The organism is Sphingomonas sp. H160509 (genome assembly GCF_024124765.2).
Taxonomy (GTDB): domain Bacteria; phylum Pseudomonadota; class Alphaproteobacteria; order Sphingomonadales; family Sphingomonadaceae; genus Sphingomonas.
In genome coordinates this window covers 1-23,386 of sequence record NZ_JAMXSR020000005.1, presented here as the reverse complement: position 1 = coordinate 23,386, position 23,386 = coordinate 1, and the positions used below count along the sequence as shown (strand labels likewise).

Below are 23,386 nucleotides of genomic sequence, written 5' to 3'. Positions count from 1 at the left end.
CCGGTCTGCGTCAAAGCTACTCGAAAGCACGAAGGCGGTTAGCCTGTTCCCTTGTTCCGCGTGGGGAATACTGGCCCGCGCACCGTCATTCGATCCGGATCAAAAGGCCGTTGCAGCTTCACCACATCGTCATAGCTACCGCGCAACCACGTATCCACGTCGGCCGGATCAATGATCGTTATCATCGCCTTGGGGTGGATCGGCGCGACAAGCGGATTCGGATCGCACGTTACCATCGCGAAGCTGTCGCCAGCCTCCGTATGTTGCCAGAACCCGGCCACAGGGAACACCGGAAGATCAGGCACCGCGAACCACATTTCGCCTTTGAGGGGCTTCTTACCGTCGTCCAGGTCGTGCGCCTCTGGGGTGAACTCGCAAAACTCGGTCAACGGGATAATGCAGCGATTTTCTGGCTTCTCGGCTAACGCCCGCCACTGTTTCAGCGCGAGATTGCGGACGTTTGTCATCGGCCACGGTGCTTTGCCGCCGGTAACGTCCCACGTCATCACGTCCCATGCGCGTTCCCCGGCTTCCTCGCGCACGACGTAGTTACGGCTTTTCGGGCGAAGCTCGCTCGGCCGAAAATGATTGTCACGCGGGCGCGGCCGAAACAGCTTCGCAGCCGATCCCCAATAGGTTTCGGGTTCCCCGGACATGCGGGCGCGGTTGCACATAGGACGGTCCTAGCTGTCGATTGCGTGATCCCGGATCGCCTCGGCAATCCGGTTTAGAAGGTCTAAAACGCGCTCGTCGGTTTCAGACTCCGCAAAGGCTTCTACGATCTGCGCCGATTGCTCGAATGGGTCGGGTTTTGTCATGTCGTGAAGATGCCTGACGCCCCCGCGATCGGCAACGGCTCGTCTTACCTATGCACTGTTGGCACAGGGGTAACGGTCACTTTCCCACGCTGAAAACAGCGTTTGCACTTTAGCCGTGCAGCCGCTTCCGGCATCGTTTGGGGCATACCGCCAAACAGCTTCAACACGTTTGCAAATGGGACGTTGATCGTCCGCCCGCACTGGCAAACGATACGCATATCTGCGCGGTGCCGGGCGTAATCCATCGTCGTTTCAAATCGAGCGGTACTCATGCGCGACCGAAGACGGGCGGCGATCTGCGCGGCTTAGGCGTCATCGCGCGATCGGGATTTCTGCAATGTTGGTCGTCCACGATGGCGATTTCTGACTGCGCTTCGTGTCGAAGCTGCGCGGCCCATAGCCCTGCGCTGCTACCGCGATCGTGTTGCGGCCGAAGCGCGCATTAAGGCCGTCCATCGCCGCCAGTAGGGCGGGTGCCCTCGGATCGGGCGCGGCGAACAAGTCGGCCTGCCCTGCCCCGGCTGGCTGCAAATCCTCCAGCAGCACGCCGCATTTTGTATAAACCCCGCCCGGCTGAAACATGGATTCGACCATGCGAGACGCCATGCCGATAATGACGCGGGGGGTCATGGCTCGGCGGTGACAATCGAGCCGATCGCGATGCTGACGGCGGATTAGGCCGGTATCGGCTGCCATGTGCAAAAGCGATGATCCGCGACGCGACCAATCCCCTTATCGCGTATTTTCTCGGCCGCTCGCGCAGCGCGTCGCGCCATTGCCTCGCGCAGCTCGTCCAGACTTGTGACAGGCTCGCCAAACTGGCGCGTTACGGCTGTGCCTTGCATCGCCTCGGGTTCGACGGTGAAGTCCGAACACTCGATTCCGTTCAACTCCCGCACCAGCCTTTCCAGCACTACCGTTCCCACGTCGCGCGCAACGGCTGGCGGCAAAGCAGCAAGGTCTGCCGTAGTACGGACGCCTAACGGTAGCAGCCGGGCCTCAAGTGCCTTGCCGATGCCCCATACCTCCCCGACCGGCCATTGCGAAAAGAGCCGGGTTCGTAGTGCCTGGTCGTGCAGGTCCACGACGCCGCCCCATACCTTTTCGGTCGCTTTGGCGAGGGCGTTCGCCACCTTGGAAAGCGTGCGGGTAGGACCAAGCCCCACACGGGTTGGCAATCCTACCGAACGCAGGATAGCGGCACGGACACGGTGCGCGCTTGCCACGTCGCCCATGCCGTTCGCCAGAACGGGCAGGCGAAAAAAGCTCTCGTCTATCGAGTAGATCTCGATCGTATCGGTATGCTCGGCAAGGACCGCGTTGAACCGCTTATTCATGTCCGCATAGAGTTCGTAATTGCTGCTCCGAAGCTGGATGCCGTGCCGCGCGATCCGATCGCGCATCTTGAAAACGGGGTCGCCCATTTTGACGTGCAGCGCCTTGGCTTCCTCGCTCCGTGCGATCGCGCATCCGTCGTTATTGCTGAGGACGATCACCGGCACGCCGCGAAGCGAAGGGTCAAAGACCCTCTCCGATGAAACATAAAAATTCGTGATATCGACTATGGCCCACGACATGCCGCTACCTCTGGAAGTCGCGGACGGACGCGCGGACGACGCCCCATATCTCAACGTCGTCGGCTGGTGTCGGCGGGTAGGTCTGCTGACTGTTGCGCGGCTCTAGCAGCGCCGCACCGTCCCGCACGACAAGCTGGCGGCAAACAAAGCCGCCATCGACAATCGCTATGACGACATGCCCGTTGCTCGGCGTGGTGTCTCGATCGACCACCACCACGTCCTTATCGTAGATACCGGCGTCGAACATCGACCACCCCGATATGCGGAAAACGAACGACGCTGCCCGGTCGAGTCGTAGCAACTCAACAAGGCTTATCGCGTCACATTCGTAATCTTGTGCCGGTGACGGGAATCCCGCTCCCGCCGATGCCACGATGCGGAGTTTTAGCCCTTCGGGCACCTCCGCGATCGGAATTGGCCGTGACATCGGCAACATGGGCTTCCCTTCTTACGCAAACATAATCGTCTGTTTAAGCGGGAGAACATAACGCGAACTTAGCAATCCGGCGAGGGGCAATGTCCTTGCACAGTGCAAGGCTATCGTCGGCACCGCGCCAATCGCTGCTGCGGATCGAACCGCGCCCATCGGGCCGCAACACCGGCACCGATCGCCACGCAACTAGCATCCCGCCCATCAGGCAATCGGCACCACGCAACGAGGCGGGTATAGCTGCGGCCAGTCACCTCGCACGATAACTGAACGGGCCGCGCGAAGCGCAAGCTGCCCTCTAACCGCCGATTGTCGGCTCCTACGCCGCCCCCGATCGCAACCGCCATCGCCCGGCGCTGGGCGAATGGGTCGCCGGGCACGCTGGGTTGTCCCGGCCGTGTCGAGCCGTCCAACTCGGTTGCACCGATCCCGGCCAGCCGGATCGTCTCGCCTGTCTGGCACCGTATTGGCCCGTCAACGTCATGCAGGGCGATAGCTAGGCATAGGAGCAACATCAGGCTTCATCCTCTTTGAACCGGGTAGGTCGTTTCCTCGGGCGTGATCTGCGTTTGACCTCTGCGACGCGCGCCCTCTCGTCCTCGGCCTCGATCGCCCCCGGTGAAGCGGTCGGGCGCTCGTCCAGGGGGAGGCCCCAATAGTCAAAATTGCCCGTCATGATCGCGACCACGCGGCGCATTTCAGCGCGCACTATCTCGGCCGCTTCTACCGTCGCAATGTGCTGGTGAGGCGGGAACACCCCGCTCTGCACGGCGACGTTCAACGCCTTGGCGATCTGGTTGACGTTGTTTCCGATCTGCCGAAGCCCGCCGAACAGGTCGCGTAGAGCCTCGACCTCGGCCGGGTTCCATTGCGGCTTGCGGGCAAGGTGAACGATCGCGAGCGAGCGCAGCCAGTTCGCCGGAGTAGTGCCACGCTCACGCGCCGCTTGCGACAATGCGACACGCTCGCCGGGCTTCAACCGTACTCCGATCTGCAACCCTGCCCCTGCCCCACGCGGCGCTACCGGCGGCTTTCCTTCGACCGCCTCGGTAATAATCCGACGTAGCGCAGCCGACGTACCGCCATCCGACTGCCGCGCCATAGCTGCGAACCGTTCGGCAAGCGCCTTGTCGATGTGCGTCGATACGGTTGTCTGGTCCTCACGCTTTGCCACGGCCCGCCTTAGTTACTAACTTGCTACCACCCAACATATCCTGCCCTAGTCCCAATACCTACTATCTTCTTCTTCTGGTTCTAGGGTTGGATTGGGCAAGAGGGAGGCAATGGGCTTTTCCGTCGACACCCTCTCGGCCTTGCACTGTGCAAGGATCGTCTAGCCGCGTTGCCCGTTCGCATTTCGACGGCGCGTACTTTTCCCCCTGTTGGTGCGCGTCGTCATCCCCCGTTTTGCCCCGCACCGCTCTCACCCATAGAGGGCCGTAGGAAGGGGCAAAACAGGGGAGGGCGTCGTCTGCACAAAATGACACGGCTTGCACTGTGCAAGCCTCCGCTACTCGATCCGACCTCGTAGCTCGTCGTTCCAATCTTTGGCGCTCGATCTGACCCGACCGAACCCGGCGCATGATCCCGCCGCCATTTCCCGCAAACGCTCTGCCAGTATGTCGCCGCCTTGGCCTCGATCCGTTGCAGCTACCAACCGGCAAGACGACGGAAGCAAACGGCTGAACGTCTCGGCGGTCGGGGGTCCAAATCCGCCACCTGTCGAAACGTATGCGGTGCCCTCGGGCCATTGCTCGATCGTCGCGAGGCTCAAGGCGTCAATCGCGCTTTCTGTCACCGCTACCCGTCGCGCTGCTCGTATCTGGCCGATCCAGAACAAGGCTTTGTCACCCCCCCTTCGCGAACCCTTTGTATTTCGGGCCGCGCATTTCCCATCCGGCCGGGGCGTCATCGGCAAAGCGATGCAGAAACCAAGCGGTCCCATAGATACCCTCCCGCAATAGCCCGGCATCATTAGCGCGTGCGATCGTAGCTGCGGGCAAACCACGTTCGCCAGATAGATACCGCCATGCCTGCGAACCCGGCTGCAATGCTTGCGCGCGGCTCCACGTTTTTCCGGCGTCTAGCGGTGCCACCTGGGACCGATCGCGAAAGGTGGGGGGTGAGTGTCGGCGCGATCCCTGCCAGCGGGCGAAGCGCGCGGCGGGCATGGCCGAAGTTACCGCCCGTCAAACGCTGGGCGAGTGCCAACACGTCGCCGCGCTGGTCGTTGATCGGGTCGAACCACCCGCGTCCCTCATGGGTAACGATAATGATCTGCGCCGGGCCGTTCCGAAACTTGACGGCGTGTGTCGTGCTTTCGGGCGCGTCCAGTTTCCAGCCGTCGCGCTCTAGGACCGTGCGGCAATCCACCTTGGCGCGTAGCTCGTCCAGTTCCGGGTCGCGCATATCAAATCCACCACCACCACGGGGGCGCGGGGAAGCTGGGGTGTGATTCCAGCCCAAGCCGATCTGCAAGCGCTGTCGTCGCGAAGAACACAGCACCCGACACTACGGCTATGATCGCGCTTTGCCCGGCCTCGGGCCACCACCCTTTTGCGGCACAGTAGGCAATGGCGATTGCGCTACCCGCCATCACAAGGCCGGATGCTGGGGCGGCAATAGGTCGGATGATCGCAAAGAGCGCGGTAGCTGCGACCATCACAAGCCAGATCGGCACCCCGACGACGATCGCCAGCACAAAGCAAAAGAACCCGCCGCGCCGAAGCGGGGCGGGCCGGGGGCGGGCTAGATCCTTTTCGTGCCATAGCCTGCCCCATGTCCTCTACTCGATCCGAACGAACGTAATTTCGGCCGGGTCCACTTCCTCGGTCTGGATTGCGAAAGCGACCAAAGCCCAACCGGGCGTCTCGGCTTTCTTGTCCACGATCAACCGCCCCTCGGTGCCATCTGCAACACTGACGATGAACACCGGGGCAACCGCAACCGGCGCGGGGGTCACTGGCTTCTGCTGCTCGGCAACCGGCTTAGGCGTAGCTGGGGCTGCTGCTGACGACGACGCGGGCGCGGGGGCAGGGCTTGCACTGTGCAAGGGCGGTTCGCTGTCCTTGGCCTTTTCCGGGGGGCGGAGAGAGGAACGACGTTTGCCCCTCGTCCTCCGTGGCCGGGGCCGGGGGATTGGCCGGTGCGGGGTTGGTATCCGTCTCGGTTGCGATCGGGGCCGGGGCTGGCGTCTGTGGTTCGGCTGCTGGCGCTGCGCCCTTGCCCTGATAGGCGGCGAAACCCTCAACCTTGCCCGTGATGGTCCCGACGATCCGGCGCACGTCCGTTACCGTCAAAGGCTCGGACACGTCGGGGAGGGCGGCGATAACCGCGTCGGGCGTCTTCACCCACTGCCGATAAAGATCATACAGGCCGCGCATGTCGGACGTGTCGAGGCGTGCGCGTAACTCGGACGGAAACTCGCCAGCCTTACGGAACGCGGCAACCTGATAATCCTTCAAGTTGCAAATCGCGCCGATCTGCTTCGTCGTGCGGCCTTCACCCGCGAACCGCTCAACCGCATCTGCCAACTCGGAATTGGTAAGGTTCGATCGCTGTTGGTTCTCGATGACCTGGGCGGCGAAGTCGTCGTTCTCGATCTTGCGGATGATAGCGGGAATATCTGCCACGCCTGCCAGTTTGGATGCACGCCAGCGCCGGGCGCCAGCAACAAGCGTGTAGCGGCCATTAACCGGCGGACGCACCACGATTGCCTGCACGACGCCATGTTCCTTGATGGTGTCGGCAAGGCTCTGCAATTCGTCGGCGTCGAAGTGCTTGCGGGGCTGGTTCGGGTCTTCGTCAATGTTGGACAGAAGGATGCGGATTGCCTCGCCGCTGGTGTCGTCACCGCTGGCTGCGCGAAGCGCGCCGAACGCCCCGGCACTGATCTGCGCTTTAGCCTTCGTGGGCTTCGTAACTGGCTTGTTCATGCGCCCAACTCCATCTGCTGCGCGACGTGATCGAACACACCGCGGATTTCGTTTCCTGCGTCACGGGCTGCGCTGCCCTTCATGCTCCACACGGGTTCGCTCTCGCTTGCGGCCTTCGCGTAGGCGTCGCGCTTGGCGACCATGCCGGGGAACAGTAGCTTTCCCGCCTGCTCGGCAAGGCTCTCGAATAGCTCGCGCTCGCGCTTGCTCTTGCGGTCGTAGATCGACGGGAGAAGGCCAAGAAAAAGCGGCTCGGGGACGCTCGTAGTGTGCCGACACGCCCTTAATGGCCCGTAGCAACTCGGCCACGCCCTGAATGGAATAATCGTTGATCCCGATTGGTGCCAAGATCGCGTCGGCCGATAGGAGCGCGCCAAAGGTCCGATTGGTGAGGGCCGGGGGTGTGTCGATTACGCAAACGTCGTAGTCGTCGGCCATGCTCGCCAGACTGTCGCGGAACGTCTCGATGCAACTGCGGTCGGCACCCTCAACGCCCAATAGGTCGCGGGTCGATCGCGTCACAGTCAACGCGCCTACGCTGGGAACCTGCGTCACCTCTGCGAACAATTCGACGCTCTCAACCGTCGCGAGATTCGCGCCAAGGGTTGTGGTCAAATTGGCCTGCTGGTCGAGGTCGATAACAAGCGTGCGAAGCCGTTCGGAAAAATACCATCCGGCATGTGCGACGATGTTGGTTTTCCCAACCCCGCCCTTTTCGTTCATTACAACTAGGGTTTTCATCGTGTGGTGTCCCTGCATGGACGGGCCGGATCGTTGGCGTTTGCCGTCGCATCTGAACCGGGCCGGATCGTTGGTGCCGACAAAGAAAGACTAAGGGAATAGCTTGGGATCGTCAACACCTGTCAACACTTTCGCGGCTGTTATTTACGGACGGATTGCCCGGCTGATCGCGATTGTCTTGCACTGTGCAAGCCGGTCCCTGCAATTCATTCGAGGCCGGGGAGGCGATGCCGCCCCCCCGATCCCGGTTAGACGTGGGTCGCGACGATCGCCGCCATTTCGCAGAACACCTCGGCGTAAAGCTGAACGTCGAACTGTGCGACGGGGCCGCGATTGCTGGTGAAGCGATGCTTTGCGACGATCGACCATGCGGGAAATTGCTCGCCGCTCTGCGTCCGAACAGTCGTAGGCTCGACGGTGAACGCTTCGTAGTCGCGCAGCACTTCGGCCTTGTCGAAGAAAAAACGACGGAGAGGGGGGTTTCGGGCTGGGTTGCGTCAAACATGATTGTATCCCCTGCATGGACTGAACCGGGACTGTCGCGATTGCCGTCGCGGGGTGCCGGGCGGCTCGATCGAACCGACTTAGAAACACTACGCGCGCACGGTGTTTGCGTCAATAGCCGTAAACACTTAGCGGCGTTTTTATTTACTCTCGGGCGGTGACATTTACCCCCCTTTGCCGGTGTGAATCAGGACCCCCCCCAGTGTGAATTAGACCCCCCCTGCCGGTAACGATCGCCTCCTAGCTGGGCTTGCACTGTGCAAGCCTCGGCCGGTGACATTTACCCCCCTTCTGCCTGCACCGCCCTTTGTTCGACGCGCGCCGCAGGCGAAGGAGAACCCATCGACCGAAGGGCGAGGGGGCGTAAAAGACGCCCTTCGTCCCGACGCCAACCGATCAGCCGGGCCGGGTGCGATCTGTCAAAAGCGGCGAAGCCGGGACCGGAGCCACGCGGACCCACGCGCACGCCTAGTCGAAGACCAGGCGGAGCATGGGGAGCATGGCGAGGGCCAACCTTTGATAGATCGCGCCCGGTCTGGCCGGTCTGCCTTGCTTCGTAGAAGCGACCGGCAATGCTGCCGATCGAGCGACACAAAAAAAGGGATAGGCCGAAGCCTCCCCCTCGGGACTTACTGGAACAGTTTGATGAAGCCCGGCGCTAGTCCGATAATCGCGAGGACGAAACCGACAGAGCCGATTACCCACGTCTGCGCCGTGAGTTTGCTTTCTAGGCCCTTATTCGCTTCCTGCACCTTCACCGCGATATACTCCTCAATAGCTTCCACAACCTCGGCTGCTGCGTCGTCTGACACATTAGCCGCCTTCAACGCTCTGAACAATTTGATATGCATCTGGTTCTCCTTCTCGTTTTGTGAAGTGACCAAACGGCATGGGCTCCGGCGTCGGGGGTCAAGGACCGCGAAGCGGCCGCGAAGCGGGGCACGGAGGAACCGATTTGCGAAGCAAATTGGAGGTGCCGTGCATCCTTGAGGCCCGGCGCGCACCCATGCCAAACTACCACATCACATAGAGAGAAGATTACACCCCCGACCGTGCCGCAGCCCGATCGGCAACGCCGATCTGCCAGCGACGCCGGCACCCGCAAGTGGGTCCAAACCCGAAGGGCCAAGACCCGCAGGGGCTTGGGGAGCGAAGCGACTAGGGGCCACGGTCCCGTAGGGATGCGCCAGCCCTACTCAAAACCAACAATTTGCGGATAGAAACTAAAGTATAATTGGACAATGTTCAGAATGTACGTTTGTTGCGTAAGGCAAACCGTTTGCGCGACGACTTACAATTAATAGCAAAATACAAAATGCATCTTGTTGTTTTGCTCTTGTAACTTCTGGATCATGCCGCATTTTCGTCCACGGAGGTACAAATATGAGTGAAGTTGCAAACGCGGACACGTTCAAGGCCCGTACCGGAGGGCTAGCGATGGCGGGAATCATTCTCGCCTTCTGCCTTCAACCCCTTTTCCCTCATGCGAACCGATCCGGCCTAGCATGGGGAGGTTTCTTGATCGCCTCGGCAGCGTTCGCATTCTATCAACTCGACGTGCGACCTACCTTAGATCAACGCCTACGCTGGATCGTTGCAACGCCGCTCGCTGTTGTCGGCACAGTCTTTCTAATTGTTACCTTCGCGGCTGCGATTGGCACGGCGGAAGACTTCGACGCGGCCTGTCGGATGCAAGAACGTCGGATGATGTACGACGATACATCAGCGGCCCGCCCTGGCGATGCCCCGGCTACAGGCCACGACACCTATTCCGCAATGCAATGTCGCTGGGTGCCGGTGTCGCGACCAAAGGCGACACTCGGGCAAAGCTCTGGTTCAACGGTTCCAGCTTCATAAAACGGTCGTTTAATGAGGCTTCAATTCGACGCCTTGGTTGTAGATATCAGCGCTAATTGGCACGGTCTGTCAGCGATAAATGGCACGTTGCGGAGCGGTGCGGGATTCTCGGAATCGATCGAGAAATGGGAAAGGTCGTTAGAAGCGGATTGTTCTTACCAGTGCGGCGCTTTCATCACATGCGGCTGGGACGGTGCATTCAGCGCTCAAGCTTAGGAGTTCGCGCTGCCTAAGCGGACGACCAAGCGGTGAGGTTCGACCTTAACCGTCACCGGCGCGTCTACCTTCAACTCGTAGCCGGTAGTAAACACGCGTAGCTTTTTTAAATGATGTTCGCCCGGCGATAAGGCGCCGATTCCGTCGATCTGAGGCATGCTGGGAAGAAGTACCGTAAAACGCCGGAACTCAATGAGCACGGGCCGATCCCGAGCGGTAAGCGAAAACGAAGAACCGGCCACGTTGAAGACCATCGCCTGCGGCAATGCCGTTGTGGTAGGTCCGAGATCGGCCATGTTCCTCGCGCTAAAGCCCGAGTCCGCGCCAGCTCCTTCAGCGCCGGGCTCAAAAACAACCTGATAGGCGTCAAGAGCAAGAAACTCCGGCACACTCTTGAGCTCGGATTTTTCGGCCAAACGGATGGTCGGTTCGAGGTCGCGGCGCATGGCTTCATAGCCGAAGTGCAGCCGCGCCGCCTTAGCCAGCTTCGCCGCTCGCCGTGCGGGAACGGGCCCGTTGAGAGACTCTAGCAACGCGTCGAGCTTGGCGCCGCCCTCGATTTTAGTCCGCCAGTCTCTCGCGTTATAATAGCTTATCAAGTAAGTGAGAGCCGCTCCCGTACTATAATTGCGGCTTTGAAACCAAGTAGAGGTATAGGCACCCTTAGTTGCCAGCTTTTCCTTGAGCTGACTCACCAATGCTCGCTTTATAGCTAATTGATCGCCGCCGCTGATGGCAACAAAGCTTACATCTTCTGCGTACCTAGCCGTTCCCTCCAATCGTTCAAAACCTTGTTCGACCTTTACTACATCAGGGTTTACCGTGCGCTCTCGCTCCCGACGCACTGAAAAATATTGATCAATCAAGTCTCGTCTTTTACCAACAGATTTTGTGTTCAAGGCTTCCACAAGAATACCCCGCTCCACGTTGGCGGTAGCGGCGAATGCAACTCTGTCTTTCACGGCTAAGGGGTCGACGAACTGCTTCTCACGTCCCTTGAACGCCGTTTGTTGATAAACGTGGAATTGCTCGTGTAACATAAGCGCCATTGTCTTTGCCGCATCTCGACCTTGCGCATTCACAAGCATCGCGGTCTTCCCCTCCCCAATCGGATAACCAGGGACGAAAGGCCTCTGCGCATCGCTGAGTCCCCCATCGTGAAAGAAGGCTTTCCCCTTGATCTCGGGCGGCAGCTCGCTGGCTGAGAGAGGCTTGAATGATGCAGGCTTCGGACCTGGAGAGATCAGAAGCGCTCCCATGCCTCCGACGTTGATGATGAACGCTTGGTCTTCAGGCCAGTAACCGGGCCAGACCTGGGAAATCTGCTTTGAGGCGCGCATAACTTCAGCGGCAGTCGATATAAGTTCGTTTTTAGAAAGCGGAAGTGGCTTAGTCTGTTGATCCGGTACAGGCTGGGAATCGACGCTAATTGCCAGCGCTGGGGCCAATACGCAGGCACTGAGCAGGATCAGGAATGTCTCGGGTGCAAAACGGTACTTCATAGCTCTAAGCTGTCGATTGCCGAGTGTGCCGTCAATGCCTGCATTTGTGCGTTTTTATCGGTCCGGCTTTCCCAAATCTCGATCGAATTTCGGGAATCACCGGGTTGGAGACAAATGCGGATGGACTGCTTTTACGATAGGTGTAAGCAAAGCGGCCATCGAGAAGGGGCTGCGTTAAGGATTATGTCCGCTGCGGTGCGCAGTTAATGAACCGGTCCTTCCATTCCAAAGGTGCGTCCGCAACCTGCCTCATAGTCTTTTTCGTCATTGCGCTGTAGCCGTTCACGTCTCCATCTTTTTCGCTAAGTCTTGCAACGGTATTTTGAAAGACGCTGGTGTAGTGGCGGTTTAAGACTTCCATAGATCTTTTTTGTTCCGATGGCGCATTCGTGAATTCTGCCATATTTTTGTAGACGATCGACATAGCAAAGCAGTCACTTACTTGGCGATCGGCAGACGAATAGCCAGTAGAACTACAAGAAGAGGCTAGAATGGAGGCCAAGATAAAAAATAAGCGCATATTGCCTCTATGATATTTTGAGCATTTTCAAGTATTATGAAGTATCGGTAAATAATATATTATGAAACTCACCACTCGGAGGTGATAAAATTCGAGGATTGATCTGCTTATACTAAAACCGCAAAGTTGCGTTTCAGCCGGTGACGGTTGCTAGCAAAACCGCGCCGTTGATCCAAAAACGGCCATTACTGCGGTTGTTAGCCGAGGTGACATTGGACGGTCGGGCTCGTCACCATCGTTCATATGGTTGACCGTAAACGCCTCCTCGCTGCGGCCGATAGCGAAGGTCAGCAAGTTGAAGGTCACAGCCCAACCGTTGAATAGCATGAGCAATCCGGGAAATATCCATTCGGAAGTGAACGGTCCTCCTTCCCCCAGAAGGACAACGGCCAAAACCAAGGATCCGCTGAGGACCGCTGACGCGCTTGCTCTCGTTTGGCGATCGATCATGTTCAATGCCGATAGAACCGGCAGATTATTTCCGGGTTAAGTCTCGGCTGGACAACTTCGTGCCCAACTCACCATTCCCAAAAGGGAACGGCCAGCGAGCCGGCGCAGGCGTTCTCGGAATCGATCATGAAACGGGAAAGCGCAGGCTTTCCCGAAACCCGTCTCGTTCGGTGAAACGAGAACTGTTGACCTCCGTGTGCAGGTCGTGTGGTTCTCGTTATTTTACCACAATTTCGGACCAGATACGCCCCAGCTCTCGGTCGAGTTGAGCCGTTAGGGATTTCATAATCAGCAGCTGTGCTGCTTCATCACAAAGAGGACAACCCACGCTGGCTAACATACTACGAAGCGTCAGCGCATCTCGTGCTGTAATAGCTGTCTCCCACGCCGGCCCCGCCTGATTCCTCGCTAGGGCCACGTAGTTTGGTAGAAGGGGCGTGTCTGAATCATCATCCAGCATGCGGACTTCAAAAGTGCTGTCCCGCTTCCACCCGAAACGATCGTCCATTCTCCAATATTGTATAACGCTAACTGTTCCCGTGCTCATATGCGGCGTAGCCCGGCCTTTGTAATTTGGCGGATCGCCAATATAAAGTTCGCCATACGCGACGAGCGAAGCACGTAAACTGGTACGAAATGTAAATGAAGGTGAAGAAACACCGACCTCGAACCGGCCTTCGGGGTTCTGCCCTTCGATTAGAAGCAAAGCTGCCTCTTTTGCGTAAATAGAAACTTGATCCGGCGAGAATTCACAATAGCGTGGGACGCCATCAAGCCACCACCGTGGAGCCTCGGAAATCCGATCGGTAATGTCGCTATAATCGAGATGCATAGGACGCCCAATTTTACCCGGACGTGAGTTAGCGACGTGAAGTTAATATACGCTTTCAGCATGTTTTGGCGGGGTCCTGATGTCACGACCCAAATTATCTTCGCTAGCGGGCTTAAGCAGGCAATCTTGTTTCTCGCAAAGGAACCGTCAGCGGGAAGCCACCGGCGTTCTCGCAATCGATCGAGAAGTGGGAATTGCGTTCCCTCCGCCGTCGCTGTTTGTCAGGGCTGTTTGGGTAGCTGATCGTTTACTAACAGTATGTACGATCGACGTATGAACGATCGGCCTGCCACCCAAGATGGATTTTTCTCGCGTCATCCACGACTGACGATGAACCTTGTTGCCTTGACGATCTTGGTCGGCAGCATCGCCTGGATCACAAGGGCGCTGAATTCAGGAGAAGGAGCGCATGGGGCGACGGTAGGCGGCTCTCCGACCATCTTCTGGGTCCAGATCGTGGCAATGGGTGGCATAGCTCTTTTCGCTATGATCCTATTCATCTGGGTAGCGGCTAAGACGTTGCGCCGGGGCAAGAAGAAGCCGCACTTTTGAATTCCACAACTCGGGATACCTGCTCGCGCCGGTCGCAAGGAGATAGCTACTCTCGACCAGCCTTTCTCGTAAGGATGGTAAATCGGGAAAGCATGAGCCTTCCCGAAACCCGTCCCGAACGCTGAAATGGGAAGGAATAATGTCGATACCGGCTATCGTAACCGTTAGGTTGCGACACCGCGCCGGTCGGCTCGTGACCAAGTAGGTCAGTGTCCCATTGCGCGGCATGACGATCATCCTCCGGAGCGCGAGTTCGTTCGTTACGTCCGTGTAGAACACGTGATACCACCAGATGAAATATTCGGGAAAGCTCACCCCCTCGGCAGCATAGGGCGAGTTGCGATACTGCGCTTCCAGCGCCGACCGGTGCTTTTCAAGGATAGCAAGGAGCGATGGTGCAAATGCAGCGGCCATCGCATCCAGCCCAGCATCATCGGCAGGCCCCAGCACGGGTATGGCCGTTCGCCCGTTCGCCGCGAGGAGTCCGAGGGAGCGAAGTCCAGCAGCCCTCGCTTTGTTCACCGGAGCGGAAGGGTCACGCCAGCGCTGCAAGAGGTCACCGACCAATTCTTCCTGTGCCGCTTGCACACCGGTGCCGGGTGGAAAGCCGAACCGGCTAGTGAGGTCACCGGGCTCAAGCGTGACCAGATTGGTAGGTCCGCTGTAGCGTTGATTTCCGTAAAGAGAGAGTGTCGTATCACCAACACCCTGCCCATGGTTGCCGTAGATGCCGAATGACTCGACCGGATCGCCAGGACGCGTCTCGAAAACGGCATAGTAGTAGCGCCCTCCTCCACGTTGGGGCCGCAACACCTTAATGTATCCCTCCTCAACCCGGTTGATCTGCCAGTTATCGAGCAACCCGTCGCTCAGCACGAGAAGCGATGCATCGGCGAAAGGTACGTGGGCGAAGCCGGGGAGCGTCGCATAACGACGGCGCACGACGGGAAGGATGGTACCGATAGCGTCGGCAGCGGCGCGTACGACGCTGTGTTGGGCGTATAGGAAACGCGGCTGTTCGGCCCTAGTCACGACAAGGGCAGTTGGACGAGCCTGCCCATTAGGCAGTCGTCGGGCCAAACCTTCTTGCACCAGCGCATTGGTTCGCCGTTCAACCTCCGCGCTCGGCAGTTTCAGTTTGCCCGCAATCTGGTCCGGCGGGAGGCGCAGGTGATAGAAGGCCAGCAGCGCGTCATTCGTGCTGCCCATTGGCACACCGGGGCGGTTCTCACCCGCTGAAATCTGCCTTCCCTCAAAACTCGCGGTAACGGACGGAGCCGCTTCGGCACGTGTGCCCAAAGCGAGCAGAGTACCCAGCCCCACAATAGTTTCGCGGCGTGTCGAGATCATTTTTGCTCCGGCAGCGCTAGGTGTTGATCGTGTCTCTACCATAGGTGCCTGAACGAATTGGAAAATAGGTCATCGAGTCCCATTCCCGATTAGGACGGCAGGCGAGACAGCGCAGGCGTTCTCGGAATCGATCGAAAAAAAGAGAACGTGACGGGGTTCTCGAAACTCATATGTGGTGATTAGACGGTACACGAAAGCGGGGGTGCTAGGGCATGAAGACGATTGGCCTGATCGGAGGCATGAGCTGGGAAAGTTCTGCCGAATACTACCGCATTATCAATGAGGGCGTGCGAGACCGGCTTGGCCCGACAGCATCCGCCCGCTGCCTTCTGTGGTCGTTCAATTTCGCGGAAATCGAGGATTTGCAGCACAAGGGCGATTGGCAGGGTCTGACGACGCAGATGGTCGATGCGGCACGACGCCTCGAAGCCGGTGGTGCGGACGTGCTGCTGATCTGCACCAACACCATGCACCGGATGGCCGCCGACGTTCAGGCGGCTGTAGGTATTCCCCTGCTTCATATCGCTGATCCCACGGCCGAACGCATCAAGGCGGCCGGCCTCAAGAAGGTCGGACTGCTGGGCACTGCGTTCACGATGGAACACGCCTTCTACAAGGGAAGGCTCACCGATCAGCACGGCCTTAACGTCGTCGTCCCGGACGACGACGACCGCGCTACCGTTCATCGTATCATCTATGAGGAGTTGGTCGCTGGTAAGATCTTGCCGGCGTCGCGTGATGCTCACCGCGCGGTCATTGCCCGCCTCGTTGAGAGCGGAGCGGAGGCGGTGATCTTAGGATGCACCGAAATCATGCTGCTGGTTCGGCCGGAAGATAGTCAGGTACCGATCTTCGACACAACCGCCCTCCATGCGGCAGCGGCGATCGATATGGCTCTGGCAGGCTAACCGCGCGCTTCTCAAAAGGATCGCAAAACGGGAAAGGCAGCGCTGGCTAGGCAAACCGCATTAGATGGCGTCATTGCTCGAATCCGCTTGCCGTTAGGAGGATGCCCATGACGCATGAGCTAAAAGACAGCACCACCGTCTACCAAGGCCGCTTTATAAATGTCCGCTTGGACCGTGTAGAAATTGGCACGGTGATTGTCGAACGAGAGGTGGTCGAGGAAACTAGCGAGGGCGTGTTGGTCGTGCCAGTCACGACGGATGGCAAGATCGTGTTAGTCGAGCAGCGCCGCCATTTGCTCGGCACGACATTTGAAGTGCCTAGCGGCGCTATCAACCTTGGCGAGACGCCCCATGAAGCAGCGGCTAGGGAACTACGAGAGGAAGCCGGCTTAGAAGCCGGCCATCTGGAGTTAATCAGTACGCATGTGAATAGTGTTCATATGACAGGCAATAACTACTATTTTATCGCCACGGATCTATCAACCTGCACCGCCCGTGTTGAGTGTGATTCGGATGAAGAATTTATAAGCGTCAAGCCGTTCAGTTTGTCCGAAATCGACCAATTAATTGTGAAAAATAAAGTACCTGATATCCGAAATAGAGGCTGCATATGGCTGGCACAGCTTAGGATATTACAAGGACGTTTGATCGATCCTGATAGCAAGGCGGGGTCATAAAACTTTATACCTCGGCTATTCCCACAATGGATCGAATTTTGGGAAGCAGCGCCGTGTCGCAGGCGGCAGAAACCTAAGGATAGTATTGAGGCCCAGGTGCGCGTCCTTGACCTTACTTTAAGCGCTTTGCCGTAGTTGAAGCACTATGAACCGCGACCTTCCCCAAAATGTGGTGGCACCACGTTGGCCATACATCGCTTTGTCGGCTTCATTCGGCCTTGTGTCAGTGCTCTTCCTCCTAGCGTTATTCAGTCGAAAAACGTCGGACTGGTCGTTTTACGGCACTCTCGGCACGATCCTGCTCGGCTTACTAATTTTCGTTTTGTCATTGCTACTCAAGGCATGGCGTCCGCCCGTTCTGAGTTTCAGACCGGACGGTTTTCAAATACGAGCGGGACTAAGGGACCGCTTTTTCCCATGGAAACAGGTTCATAAGCTTGATCGCATGATCACGCGAGGGGGCGGAACCGTGCCTGTAGTCGAATGGCGCGCAGCTCCTGGTCGTTCTTTGAAGAGGACCTTCCTCAACTACCCTTTTCCAATCAGCAGCGCCGCCACGCTCGCCCATTTAATCCAAGCCTTTGAAGATGCACGGGACCCGACACCGCCCGCAAGTTAGCGGCGGGTCTGGCATCGGCCGTTTGCTATCGATCCGTCCTTTCCGAAAAGGATCCAATTTCGGGAATGGTTTAGTAATCTCGAACGATACCTGCGCTTTGAATATGATAGCAGAGTCTTCCCGACCTTACTCCGAATATAACTAGGTAAGATCTATTTGGATTGGCTGACTGGGTTATAAAGTCCGTATGGCCCATCTAACGCCTTATCGGCAGAAAACGTGGCCATCATAGTAAGTGCCGCCCTTAGCCAATCCGCTGTCCCCGCATTGCCAGCTTCCTTTTCATATTGAGCAGAACTCTTGATCGGCTCGACCATGTTATAGACAGTTGCATCGTCACAGTTTGTAGGAATATTGGTATCAAAGGCTACTATAGCGTCGAGAGGCGCGCCAAGATTATTTTTTAGGTTATAGGTTACTAGCCAAGCCTGCCCTGTGGTAAGAGATGTGAAGTCGTATTGGCCACTCGGAAGGCCCTGCGACGCACTCAGCGCGTCGGCGTCTTTACCGACTAGTACCGCCATATCAGCACGAGGCATCGCATTCAGTCGCTCAAAATAGCTGTTATTAAACTGCGGTGAAGCGGGCCTAGTCGCTTGCGCTTTCGCCGTGGCAGATATCTGAGCAGTATCGCCAGTGCCCAAGTTCGAAGATGCAATCGCGCTCGACAGCGCATTTCCAAATGACCTGTCCGAGTTCACCTTGTTACTTACGCTAGTAAGCTGAAACGAGTTTCGTGCGTTGACAGCGCTTAGCATAAAGCTTCCCCGTGAGTTCGGCAGTCATAACCTTCTCAACCCTGTATACAGTCAAGCTTAACGGATCGTAACAGATGATCGTCGGCCCTTGCTCGACCTCGCAACTAGCTTTCGCAGCCTGCCGTCCGTCATAGTCCGGCGTGGCGATCTTTCTTACGAGAACGACGATCGACCCGGCTTTCCCGCATAAAAACCGCTAGTGAGACGGTGAGGGCATTCTCGGAATCGATTGTTGATCGGGAACGGAGTGTGGGACGTGGCTAGGCCCTCTCTTACTTAGTCCTTGTAAACTCTCCCCCGCCGTCCGGTGCGACAAGATGCCCGGATGCTTTGTCTATGACGTAAGCCGCAAGCCCCCCGGCGACTTGTAGCTGACCGTCTTTGTAAATCGCTGGCTGCTTATTGTCGGGATAGATGAATGGCTTTCCGCCGCCTTGCGTGAGGACCCGAGTATTATTTAAAAGGAAACCATCGCCGTTACGTTCGATCGTCATGGTATCCTTGACGACATTAACTTGAGCGCCGGAGAAGCCATTCTCGTGGCTTGTTTTGCCTCGTTCCCATTTGCCGACATATTCGCTGCCTGACTGACCGCAGGCGGTCATTACCAACAGCACAGGTGAGATCATCCAACGCCGCTTCATTTTTCGTCTCCTTGGGGGAGGGATTCAACGCAGCAAGATAACGTTGTCTCCTGATCCCAGCTATCGGCAATCGACATTACATCATTGAGCGGCGCTAGGCGGGCCATACGATTCCCGCCAAAGAGCCTCCCAGAAATCTGCGCTATCGAGACAATCTCACCAGTCACGAATGGCGTACAATTGAGGTTTGCGGCTAACATGACGTTCTCGAAAAGGAACGGCAATCGAGAAGGTGGAGACGTTCTCGATTGGGATCGAATTTCGGGAATGTCCGGGTTGGGAAGGAAAGTGGAATGGCGGCGTTTGACGTGCGAAGCTGGTTAGCCGCCGCGTTGCCAACCGTCTCAAACGTTCACCAACAAAGGGGGCTGGAGTTAGCTTTTTCGCGCTATCACTGTTTCGTTCAGGCGGAAGGAATTGGGCGTGAAGTGGTTAGGGTTCGTTTTGGCAGCGGTATCGTTCGTAGCTATCGCGGTTCAGTATCGACTCTATGAGTCTGACCGGGAACGAATGTCTGGAATAATGCAAAACATTCTATGGGTTCACGAACATGTTAAACCCGGCCTGAGCCTAGACGAACTCAACAAAACTCTGAGTGGAAAAGGCTTTTCTTGCCCTGCGGCAGATAACGTTAGTCACCGGTATATTTGCGAGAAAAAAATTGGTTTTTTGGGCGTTGTTGGCGTGAGGATAACGCACGCCCAAGATACCGTGACAAAAGTTGAGATCGCTCAGTACAGTGCGGTAAACTACCCTAGCGACATATTTGATCGTTTGGCAGATCAACACTAACGAGGCACGTCATGCACACAGCGAAAGGCAGCGTGTATTCAGTCCCAAACGCGCGCGCTCGACGTCCTACGACCGAGCTTGGGCGGAAGCCGACCGACTGCCTTGCCCTATTGTTTATGCAATACTTTTGATTTTTTCATCAGGAATGACTGGGATGGTAAAGATCGTCTTGAACGAATGGCTGCTTTCGGAAGCCCCTATTTGTGACCCAAGCGTCCGACATTGGGCGCTCCTGTCCGACCCAGCCTTTTCGCGAGGGATCGAGAAATGGGAATGACCGCGCCTTGTAGCCAACACCGCGACGGCTTTTGGAGTCGATAATTTGGGATCTTCGCTATCTGCTTATCGCGGCATATTCAGAGCACGATAGCCCGACCAGCACGGTTTAGCAGTGGCAATGGCGTTGTTAACCCAAGCTTCGAGTGGTGTACCGATGTTAGAGTGCAATTCAAGCGGCCCGCTAAACTGTGACCCATAGCGTGCAGAAAATACCACTGAGTAGGCGACGCCATCGATTACTAGTTCCGTCGCGTCACTAGGCGATGTGATGGTAGGAAATGGAACTGAGCTTAGATTGTCAACGAGCCTCCGCACTGCGCTGCAAGTACGGCTTGTAGCCCAACGTGTATTGGTCGAGCCATCGACATTTTTAATAATAAGACGTAGCGTGTATTCGTGATTCTCGGTGTCTAACGGGTCTTTAATAAAGTCGATGGTCGTGCCGCTTTGAGAACTTCCAACTGTAGCCGATACTCTGACCCAGGCATCACTTGGCAGTGTAGATGCCGACGCGGATTGTAGCAGGATAGCGGCGATCATGACTGCTCCCGGTATACGACGACAGCCATCCTACGCCTGTAGTTGGCTTTATGAAAGGTAACTCACCGTAGCTGGTTTTGTCCCTTTCCGTTTTAAGCAACCGCGTTAAACTGGTGGAGAAGCGCGCTCCCAAAGCCGATCCCTCTCCGCCACAAAATCAGCGCTACCATTCTGCTTAGTCATACAGTCAGCTAAAAGGCGAGTCATCGCCTTCCCGTCTTTGACGTATCGTTTGGTAAGCTCGAAAGATTCGAGCTTTGCCATTTCAATCCGACCAGACTTGGTCAGGTTGTCCATCTCAAAAAGAGAGCGGGCTTTCATCTCGATTATGCCGCGCTCATCTCTGTTGCCTTGAGCATACCAATACCCTGCGTAGTTGAACGCTGCCACGCAATGAGCGGCATTCTCGGCGTTGGGCTGACTGGAGGGCGCCGAGTTGCATGACACCAAGGCGATAACGGTACAGGAAGACAAAAATCTAAATAGCATGGCGACCTCAATTCAACTCATGCACTGCCAAGTTTTGTTGAATATCGGCTTAAAACCGATGGACCTCGGTTCAACCCGCCCTTTCCCAAAAACGAACGTCTGGCGGGAATCTCGCCGCCTCGATCGCGCTGACGGACGCCTGTGGGTTTCGCTTTCCCAAAATCTGTTCCCGATTTAAGATTCTCGAAATTGCCAATTTCGATGGGAAAACGGGAAAGATGCTGATTGGCTATGCGCGCGTTTCAACGGCCGATCAGGACTTGGCGCTGCAAACCGACGCCCTGAACAAAGCCGGGTGCGAAAAGCTGTTCACCGATAAGGCGAGTGGCGCGAAAGCCGATCGGCCGGGGCTGATGGAAGCCCTGCGCTTCGCGCGTGCCGGCGATTGCATCGTAGTCTGGAAACTCGACCGCCTCGGCCGCTCGATCCAGGGCCTTATTACGCTGGCTGCGGACCTGTCGGCACGGAAAATCGACTTTCGATCACTCACAGACGGTTTCGACACGTCCACGGCCTCGGGACGGCTACTGTTCCATATTCTCGCCTCCGTAGCCGAAATGGAGCGCGAGTTGATAAAGGAGCGGACGATCGCCGGTTTGGCTGCGGCTCGGAAGAAGGGTGGTATCGGTAGTGGCCGGAAATCGGCGCTGACGCCGGACAAGGTAGATACGGCACGCAAACTCCTGGCGGCGGGAGACAAGCCCGCCAAGGTCGCGAAGGTGTTACAAGTCGGCCTCTCGACCTTTTACCGTCATTTTCCTGCGAGTGAGAGGGCAGACGAAGCGGATGTAGGGTGACATTTACCCCTGACAGAACCGTGCCAATTAGCGCTGATATCTACACCTTGGTTTCGGCTCGGGGGTGGCGTAAAACCCTTCATTAAACGTACCGCAAACCTTTCGTTAGAAAGGTGCGGCACGCGACGGGTTTACGAGGGTTCTAGCCGTATGGGTCAACTCGTAGGATATGCGCGCGTCTCGACGGCCGATCAAACGTCGGCCCTCCAGATTGACGCCTTAAACGCGGCCGGTGTCGCGAAGCTGTTTGAAGAAACCGCGTCGGGAGCGCGTGCCGGTCGTCCGGTGCTGACTGCCGCGCTCGATTACATGCGCGAAGGCGATACGCTGGTGATCTGGAAGCTCGATCGGCTCGCCCGATCGCTATCCCAGCTAATCGAAACAGTGCGGGCGCTGGAAGCGCGCGGCATCGGGATCTCGATCGCTGACCGAAGCGATCGACACGACGACCGCGAACGGTCGGCTCATGTTTAATCTGTTCGGCGCGCTTGCCGAGTTTGAGCGCGACGTGATCCGCGATCGAACACGCGCGGGCCTCGATGCTGCTCGGGCCAGAGGGAGGAAGGGCGGTCGGCCGCGCAAGCTGGGTGAAAAGGATCTAGCGATTGCGCGGGCGCTGCTCGATGCCGAACCGCCCGTGCCGATCGCGGAAGTCGCGCGACGCCTCAAGGTCGCCAGTGCGACCCTTTACAACTATTTCCCCGCGAGCACGCTTGGCGGGCGCAAACGCGATCAGGCGGAAGCGCCAGAACTGCCGCTATCCGTCCCGGCGTGATCTGCGCGGGCGCGTTGCGCCCATTCCTCAACCTGCGCCGCCAATTCAGGCGGAAGCCAAACGTCAACGCGCTTCCAATTCGCGGGAATCTCACGAACGGCCTGCTCAACGCGCTTTAGGATCGAATTGACGCGCTGGCGGCTGGTCCCGAACTGTGTAGCTGCCTCAAACGGTCGTTGACCGTCCACCAGCACGCTACGCGCGATCGTGACGGTATCGACGGTCAACCGGCCTAGACGCGGTAACAAGGCGTCGAACTCGGCCGCTGTCATCTTCTGCTCGCCGTCCATGTTCGGTCCCTCATGCTCCATCAACCGGGCGTCAATAGAGGTAAACACTACAGGGCTTTGTGTTTGCGATCTAGTAGCGGTCCCGATCATAGCTGTAATTCCTCCTGCCGGAACTCGGCCGGTTCCTCGCCCTCGGTCCCTTGCCAGACGATCCGCCCGGCTTCGTAGATCGTGACGAACCCGCGCCCGGTCGGCGCGCAAGGCGCGATCGGCGGGGCCTGATAGTTGAAACACTGGCTATTAGCCGACGTGGCCGAAAATGCGGGGGCGCTGCGCTCGTTCATGCGGACCCGGTCACAGGCCCCGGTGGGTTGCTTCACGCGCCGCCCTTTGCCCGTAGCCTTCCAATAATCGAAGTCCCGCACGTCGCTGTCACAGGGCGCTTTCCAGTGCGTACAGCGGCAACAGGCTGCGCCAGCGGGCAAGAGGGGGGGAAGGGGCCGTAATCGGCTCCGGTGGCCGGTTGTGCCCGATCCCCGCCACCCTCAAGCCTCCCCGGTCATAGTTGCGGCCTGCTGCCGGATCAGTGATTGC

28 protein-coding genes and 1 pseudogene are annotated in these 23,386 nt (G+C 57.6%); 6 read left to right on the top strand and 23 right to left on the bottom strand.

Going from position 1 to position 23,386, the window contains the following annotated elements:
• Positions 1 to 38 precede the first annotated feature (38 nt).
• From NHF48_RS24070 to NHF48_RS24020, 14 genes are all read right to left on the bottom strand, one after another.
• On the bottom strand, positions 39 to 674 hold the full coding sequence (locus NHF48_RS24070) for an SOS response-associated peptidase family protein (protein WP_253072867.1): 636 nt from the start codon (positions 672 to 674) through the stop codon (positions 39 to 41).
• Positions 675 to 683: 9 nt separating this feature from the next.
• Complete coding sequence (locus NHF48_RS24065) at positions 684 to 818, bottom strand: hypothetical protein (RefSeq protein ID WP_263817199.1); 135 nt, start codon at positions 816 to 818, stop codon at positions 684 to 686.
• A gap of 312 nt (positions 819 to 1,130) precedes the next feature.
• Positions 1,131 to 1,412 carry a DUF4113 domain-containing protein gene (locus NHF48_RS26430; RefSeq protein ID WP_446741253.1) on the bottom strand — a complete coding sequence of 94 codons (282 nt, stop codon included), beginning with the start codon at positions 1,410 to 1,412 and terminating at the stop codon, positions 1,131 to 1,133.
• A gap of 80 nt (positions 1,413 to 1,492) precedes the next feature.
• Entirely contained in the window at positions 1,493 to 2,320 is an 828-nt protein-coding gene (locus tag NHF48_RS24060; protein ID WP_446741252.1) for a Y-family DNA polymerase, read from the bottom strand.
• A gap of 79 nt (positions 2,321 to 2,399) precedes the next feature.
• On the bottom strand, positions 2,400 to 2,831 hold the full coding sequence (locus tag NHF48_RS24055) for a LexA family protein (RefSeq protein ID WP_253072866.1): 432 nt from the start codon (positions 2,829 to 2,831) through the stop codon (positions 2,400 to 2,402).
• 508 nt (positions 2,832 to 3,339) lie between these two features.
• On the bottom strand, positions 3,340 to 3,999 hold the full coding sequence (locus NHF48_RS24050) for a plasmid mobilization protein (RefSeq protein ID WP_253072865.1): 660 nt from the start codon (positions 3,997 to 3,999) through the stop codon (positions 3,340 to 3,342).
• A gap of 336 nt (positions 4,000 to 4,335) precedes the next feature.
• Positions 4,336 to 4,737, bottom strand: a complete 402-nt coding sequence (locus NHF48_RS26425; RefSeq protein ID WP_446741251.1) for a toprim domain-containing protein — start codon at positions 4,735 to 4,737, stop codon at positions 4,336 to 4,338.
• Positions 4,673 to 4,828, bottom strand: a complete 156-nt coding sequence (locus tag NHF48_RS26420) for a DUF3991 domain-containing protein (protein ID WP_446741250.1) — start codon at positions 4,826 to 4,828, stop codon at positions 4,673 to 4,675. The genes NHF48_RS26425 and NHF48_RS26420 overlap by 65 nt, the downstream gene beginning before the upstream one ends.
• Positions 4,800 to 5,234: a hypothetical protein gene (locus NHF48_RS24045; protein ID WP_253072864.1), complete on the bottom strand. Its 435-nt coding sequence runs from the start codon at positions 5,232 to 5,234 to the stop codon at positions 4,800 to 4,802. Before NHF48_RS24045 ends, NHF48_RS26420 begins: the two co-directional genes overlap by 29 nt.
• A gap of 376 nt (positions 5,235 to 5,610) precedes the next feature.
• Entirely contained in the window at positions 5,611 to 5,787 is a 177-nt protein-coding gene (locus tag NHF48_RS24040) for a hypothetical protein (RefSeq protein WP_253072862.1), read from the bottom strand.
• Positions 5,788 to 5,812: 25 nt separating this feature from the next.
• A complete protein-coding gene (locus NHF48_RS24035; protein WP_253072861.1) occupies positions 5,813 to 6,760 on the bottom strand; it encodes a ParB/RepB/Spo0J family partition protein in 948 nt (315 codons plus the stop codon).
• 60 nt (positions 6,761 to 6,820) lie between these two features.
• Positions 6,821 to 7,519: a ParA family protein gene (locus NHF48_RS24030; RefSeq protein ID WP_263817197.1), complete on the bottom strand. Its 699-nt coding sequence runs from the start codon at positions 7,517 to 7,519 to the stop codon at positions 6,821 to 6,823.
• 230 nt (positions 7,520 to 7,749) lie between these two features.
• On the bottom strand, positions 7,750 to 7,944 hold the full coding sequence (locus NHF48_RS24025; protein ID WP_253072859.1) for a hypothetical protein: 195 nt from the start codon (positions 7,942 to 7,944) through the stop codon (positions 7,750 to 7,752).
• Between the two features lie 690 nt (positions 7,945 to 8,634).
• Positions 8,635 to 8,856, bottom strand: a complete 222-nt coding sequence (locus NHF48_RS24020; RefSeq protein ID WP_151990636.1) for a hypothetical protein — start codon at positions 8,854 to 8,856, stop codon at positions 8,635 to 8,637.
• A 586-nt stretch (positions 8,857 to 9,442) separates the two neighbouring features.
• Between NHF48_RS24020 and NHF48_RS24015 the strand changes: the two genes are divergently transcribed.
• Positions 9,443 to 9,862 (top strand): hypothetical protein, encoded by a 420-nt coding sequence (locus NHF48_RS24015; protein ID WP_253072858.1) that lies wholly within the window; start codon positions 9,443 to 9,445, stop codon positions 9,860 to 9,862.
• A gap of 212 nt (positions 9,863 to 10,074) precedes the next feature.
• Here the strand turns inward: NHF48_RS24015 and NHF48_RS24010 are convergent, their stop codons facing one another.
• The 4 genes from NHF48_RS24010 to NHF48_RS23995 all read right to left on the bottom strand — a co-directional run bounded on the left by NHF48_RS24010 (position 10,075) and on the right by NHF48_RS23995 (position 15,284).
• Positions 10,075 to 11,580, bottom strand: coding sequence for a hypothetical protein (locus NHF48_RS24010; protein WP_253072857.1), 1,506 nt, complete (start codon positions 11,578 to 11,580; stop codon positions 10,075 to 10,077).
• Between the two features lie 181 nt (positions 11,581 to 11,761).
• Positions 11,762 to 12,100 carry a hypothetical protein gene (locus NHF48_RS24005; RefSeq protein ID WP_263817191.1) on the bottom strand — a complete coding sequence of 113 codons (339 nt, stop codon included), beginning with the start codon at positions 12,098 to 12,100 and terminating at the stop codon, positions 11,762 to 11,764.
• Between the two features lie 667 nt (positions 12,101 to 12,767).
• The gene (locus tag NHF48_RS24000) at positions 12,768 to 13,382 is read right to left on the bottom strand and encodes a hypothetical protein (protein ID WP_253072855.1); all 615 of its coding nucleotides are present in this window, start codon (positions 13,380 to 13,382) and stop codon (positions 12,768 to 12,770) included.
• 492 nt (positions 13,383 to 13,874) lie between these two features.
• Positions 13,875 to 15,284, bottom strand: coding sequence for a hypothetical protein (locus NHF48_RS23995; protein WP_253072854.1), 1,410 nt, complete (start codon positions 15,282 to 15,284; stop codon positions 13,875 to 13,877).
• Between the two features lie 212 nt (positions 15,285 to 15,496).
• Between NHF48_RS23995 and NHF48_RS23990 the strand changes: the two genes are divergently transcribed.
• Together NHF48_RS23990 and NHF48_RS23985 are read left to right on the top strand one after the other, a co-directional pair.
• Positions 15,497 to 16,192 (top strand): aspartate/glutamate racemase family protein, encoded by a 696-nt coding sequence (locus NHF48_RS23990; RefSeq protein ID WP_253072853.1) that lies wholly within the window; start codon positions 15,497 to 15,499, stop codon positions 16,190 to 16,192.
• 107 nt (positions 16,193 to 16,299) lie between these two features.
• Entirely contained in the window at positions 16,300 to 16,869 is a 570-nt protein-coding gene (locus NHF48_RS23985) for an NUDIX domain-containing protein (RefSeq protein WP_253072852.1), read from the top strand.
• A gap of 771 nt (positions 16,870 to 17,640) precedes the next feature.
• On the opposite strand, the gene NHF48_RS23980 is transcribed toward NHF48_RS23985, so the two are convergent.
• From NHF48_RS23980 to NHF48_RS23970, 3 genes are all read right to left on the bottom strand, one after another.
• Positions 17,641 to 18,132 carry a hypothetical protein gene (locus NHF48_RS23980; protein WP_253072851.1) on the bottom strand — a complete coding sequence of 164 codons (492 nt, stop codon included), beginning with the start codon at positions 18,130 to 18,132 and terminating at the stop codon, positions 17,641 to 17,643.
• Positions 18,133 to 18,518: 386 nt separating this feature from the next.
• Positions 18,519 to 18,890: a hypothetical protein gene (locus NHF48_RS23975; protein WP_253072850.1), complete on the bottom strand. Its 372-nt coding sequence runs from the start codon at positions 18,888 to 18,890 to the stop codon at positions 18,519 to 18,521.
• A 1,716-nt stretch (positions 18,891 to 20,606) separates the two neighbouring features.
• Entirely contained in the window at positions 20,607 to 20,891 is a 285-nt protein-coding gene (locus tag NHF48_RS23970; RefSeq protein WP_253072849.1) for a hypothetical protein, read from the bottom strand.
• Between the two features lie 46 nt (positions 20,892 to 20,937).
• Between NHF48_RS23970 and NHF48_RS23965 the strand changes: the two genes are divergently transcribed.
• The 3 genes and pseudogenes from NHF48_RS23965 (at position 20,938) to NHF48_RS23955 (ending at position 22,562) form a co-directional block, all read left to right on the top strand.
• Positions 20,938 to 21,168: a hypothetical protein gene (locus NHF48_RS23965; protein ID WP_253072848.1), complete on the top strand. Its 231-nt coding sequence runs from the start codon at positions 20,938 to 20,940 to the stop codon at positions 21,166 to 21,168.
• Positions 21,169 to 21,208: 40 nt separating this feature from the next.
• Complete coding sequence (locus NHF48_RS23960) at positions 21,209 to 21,787, top strand: recombinase family protein (protein WP_066721943.1); 579 nt, start codon at positions 21,209 to 21,211, stop codon at positions 21,785 to 21,787.
• 150 nt (positions 21,788 to 21,937) lie between these two features.
• A pseudogene (locus NHF48_RS23955) lies at positions 21,938 to 22,562 on the top strand (recombinase family protein).
• Here the strand turns inward: NHF48_RS23955 and NHF48_RS23950 are convergent.
• Both NHF48_RS23950 and NHF48_RS23945 read right to left on the bottom strand, forming a co-directional pair.
• Complete coding sequence (locus NHF48_RS23950) at positions 22,520 to 22,942, bottom strand: transcriptional regulator KorA (RefSeq protein WP_263817187.1); 423 nt, start codon at positions 22,940 to 22,942, stop codon at positions 22,520 to 22,522. The pseudogene NHF48_RS23955 and the gene NHF48_RS23950 sit on opposite strands and share 43 nt — an antisense overlap.
• Positions 22,939 to 23,136: a hypothetical protein gene (locus NHF48_RS23945; RefSeq protein WP_263817186.1), complete on the bottom strand. Its 198-nt coding sequence runs from the start codon at positions 23,134 to 23,136 to the stop codon at positions 22,939 to 22,941. The genes NHF48_RS23950 and NHF48_RS23945 overlap by 4 nt, the downstream gene beginning before the upstream one ends.
• Positions 23,137 to 23,386 lie beyond the last annotated feature (250 nt).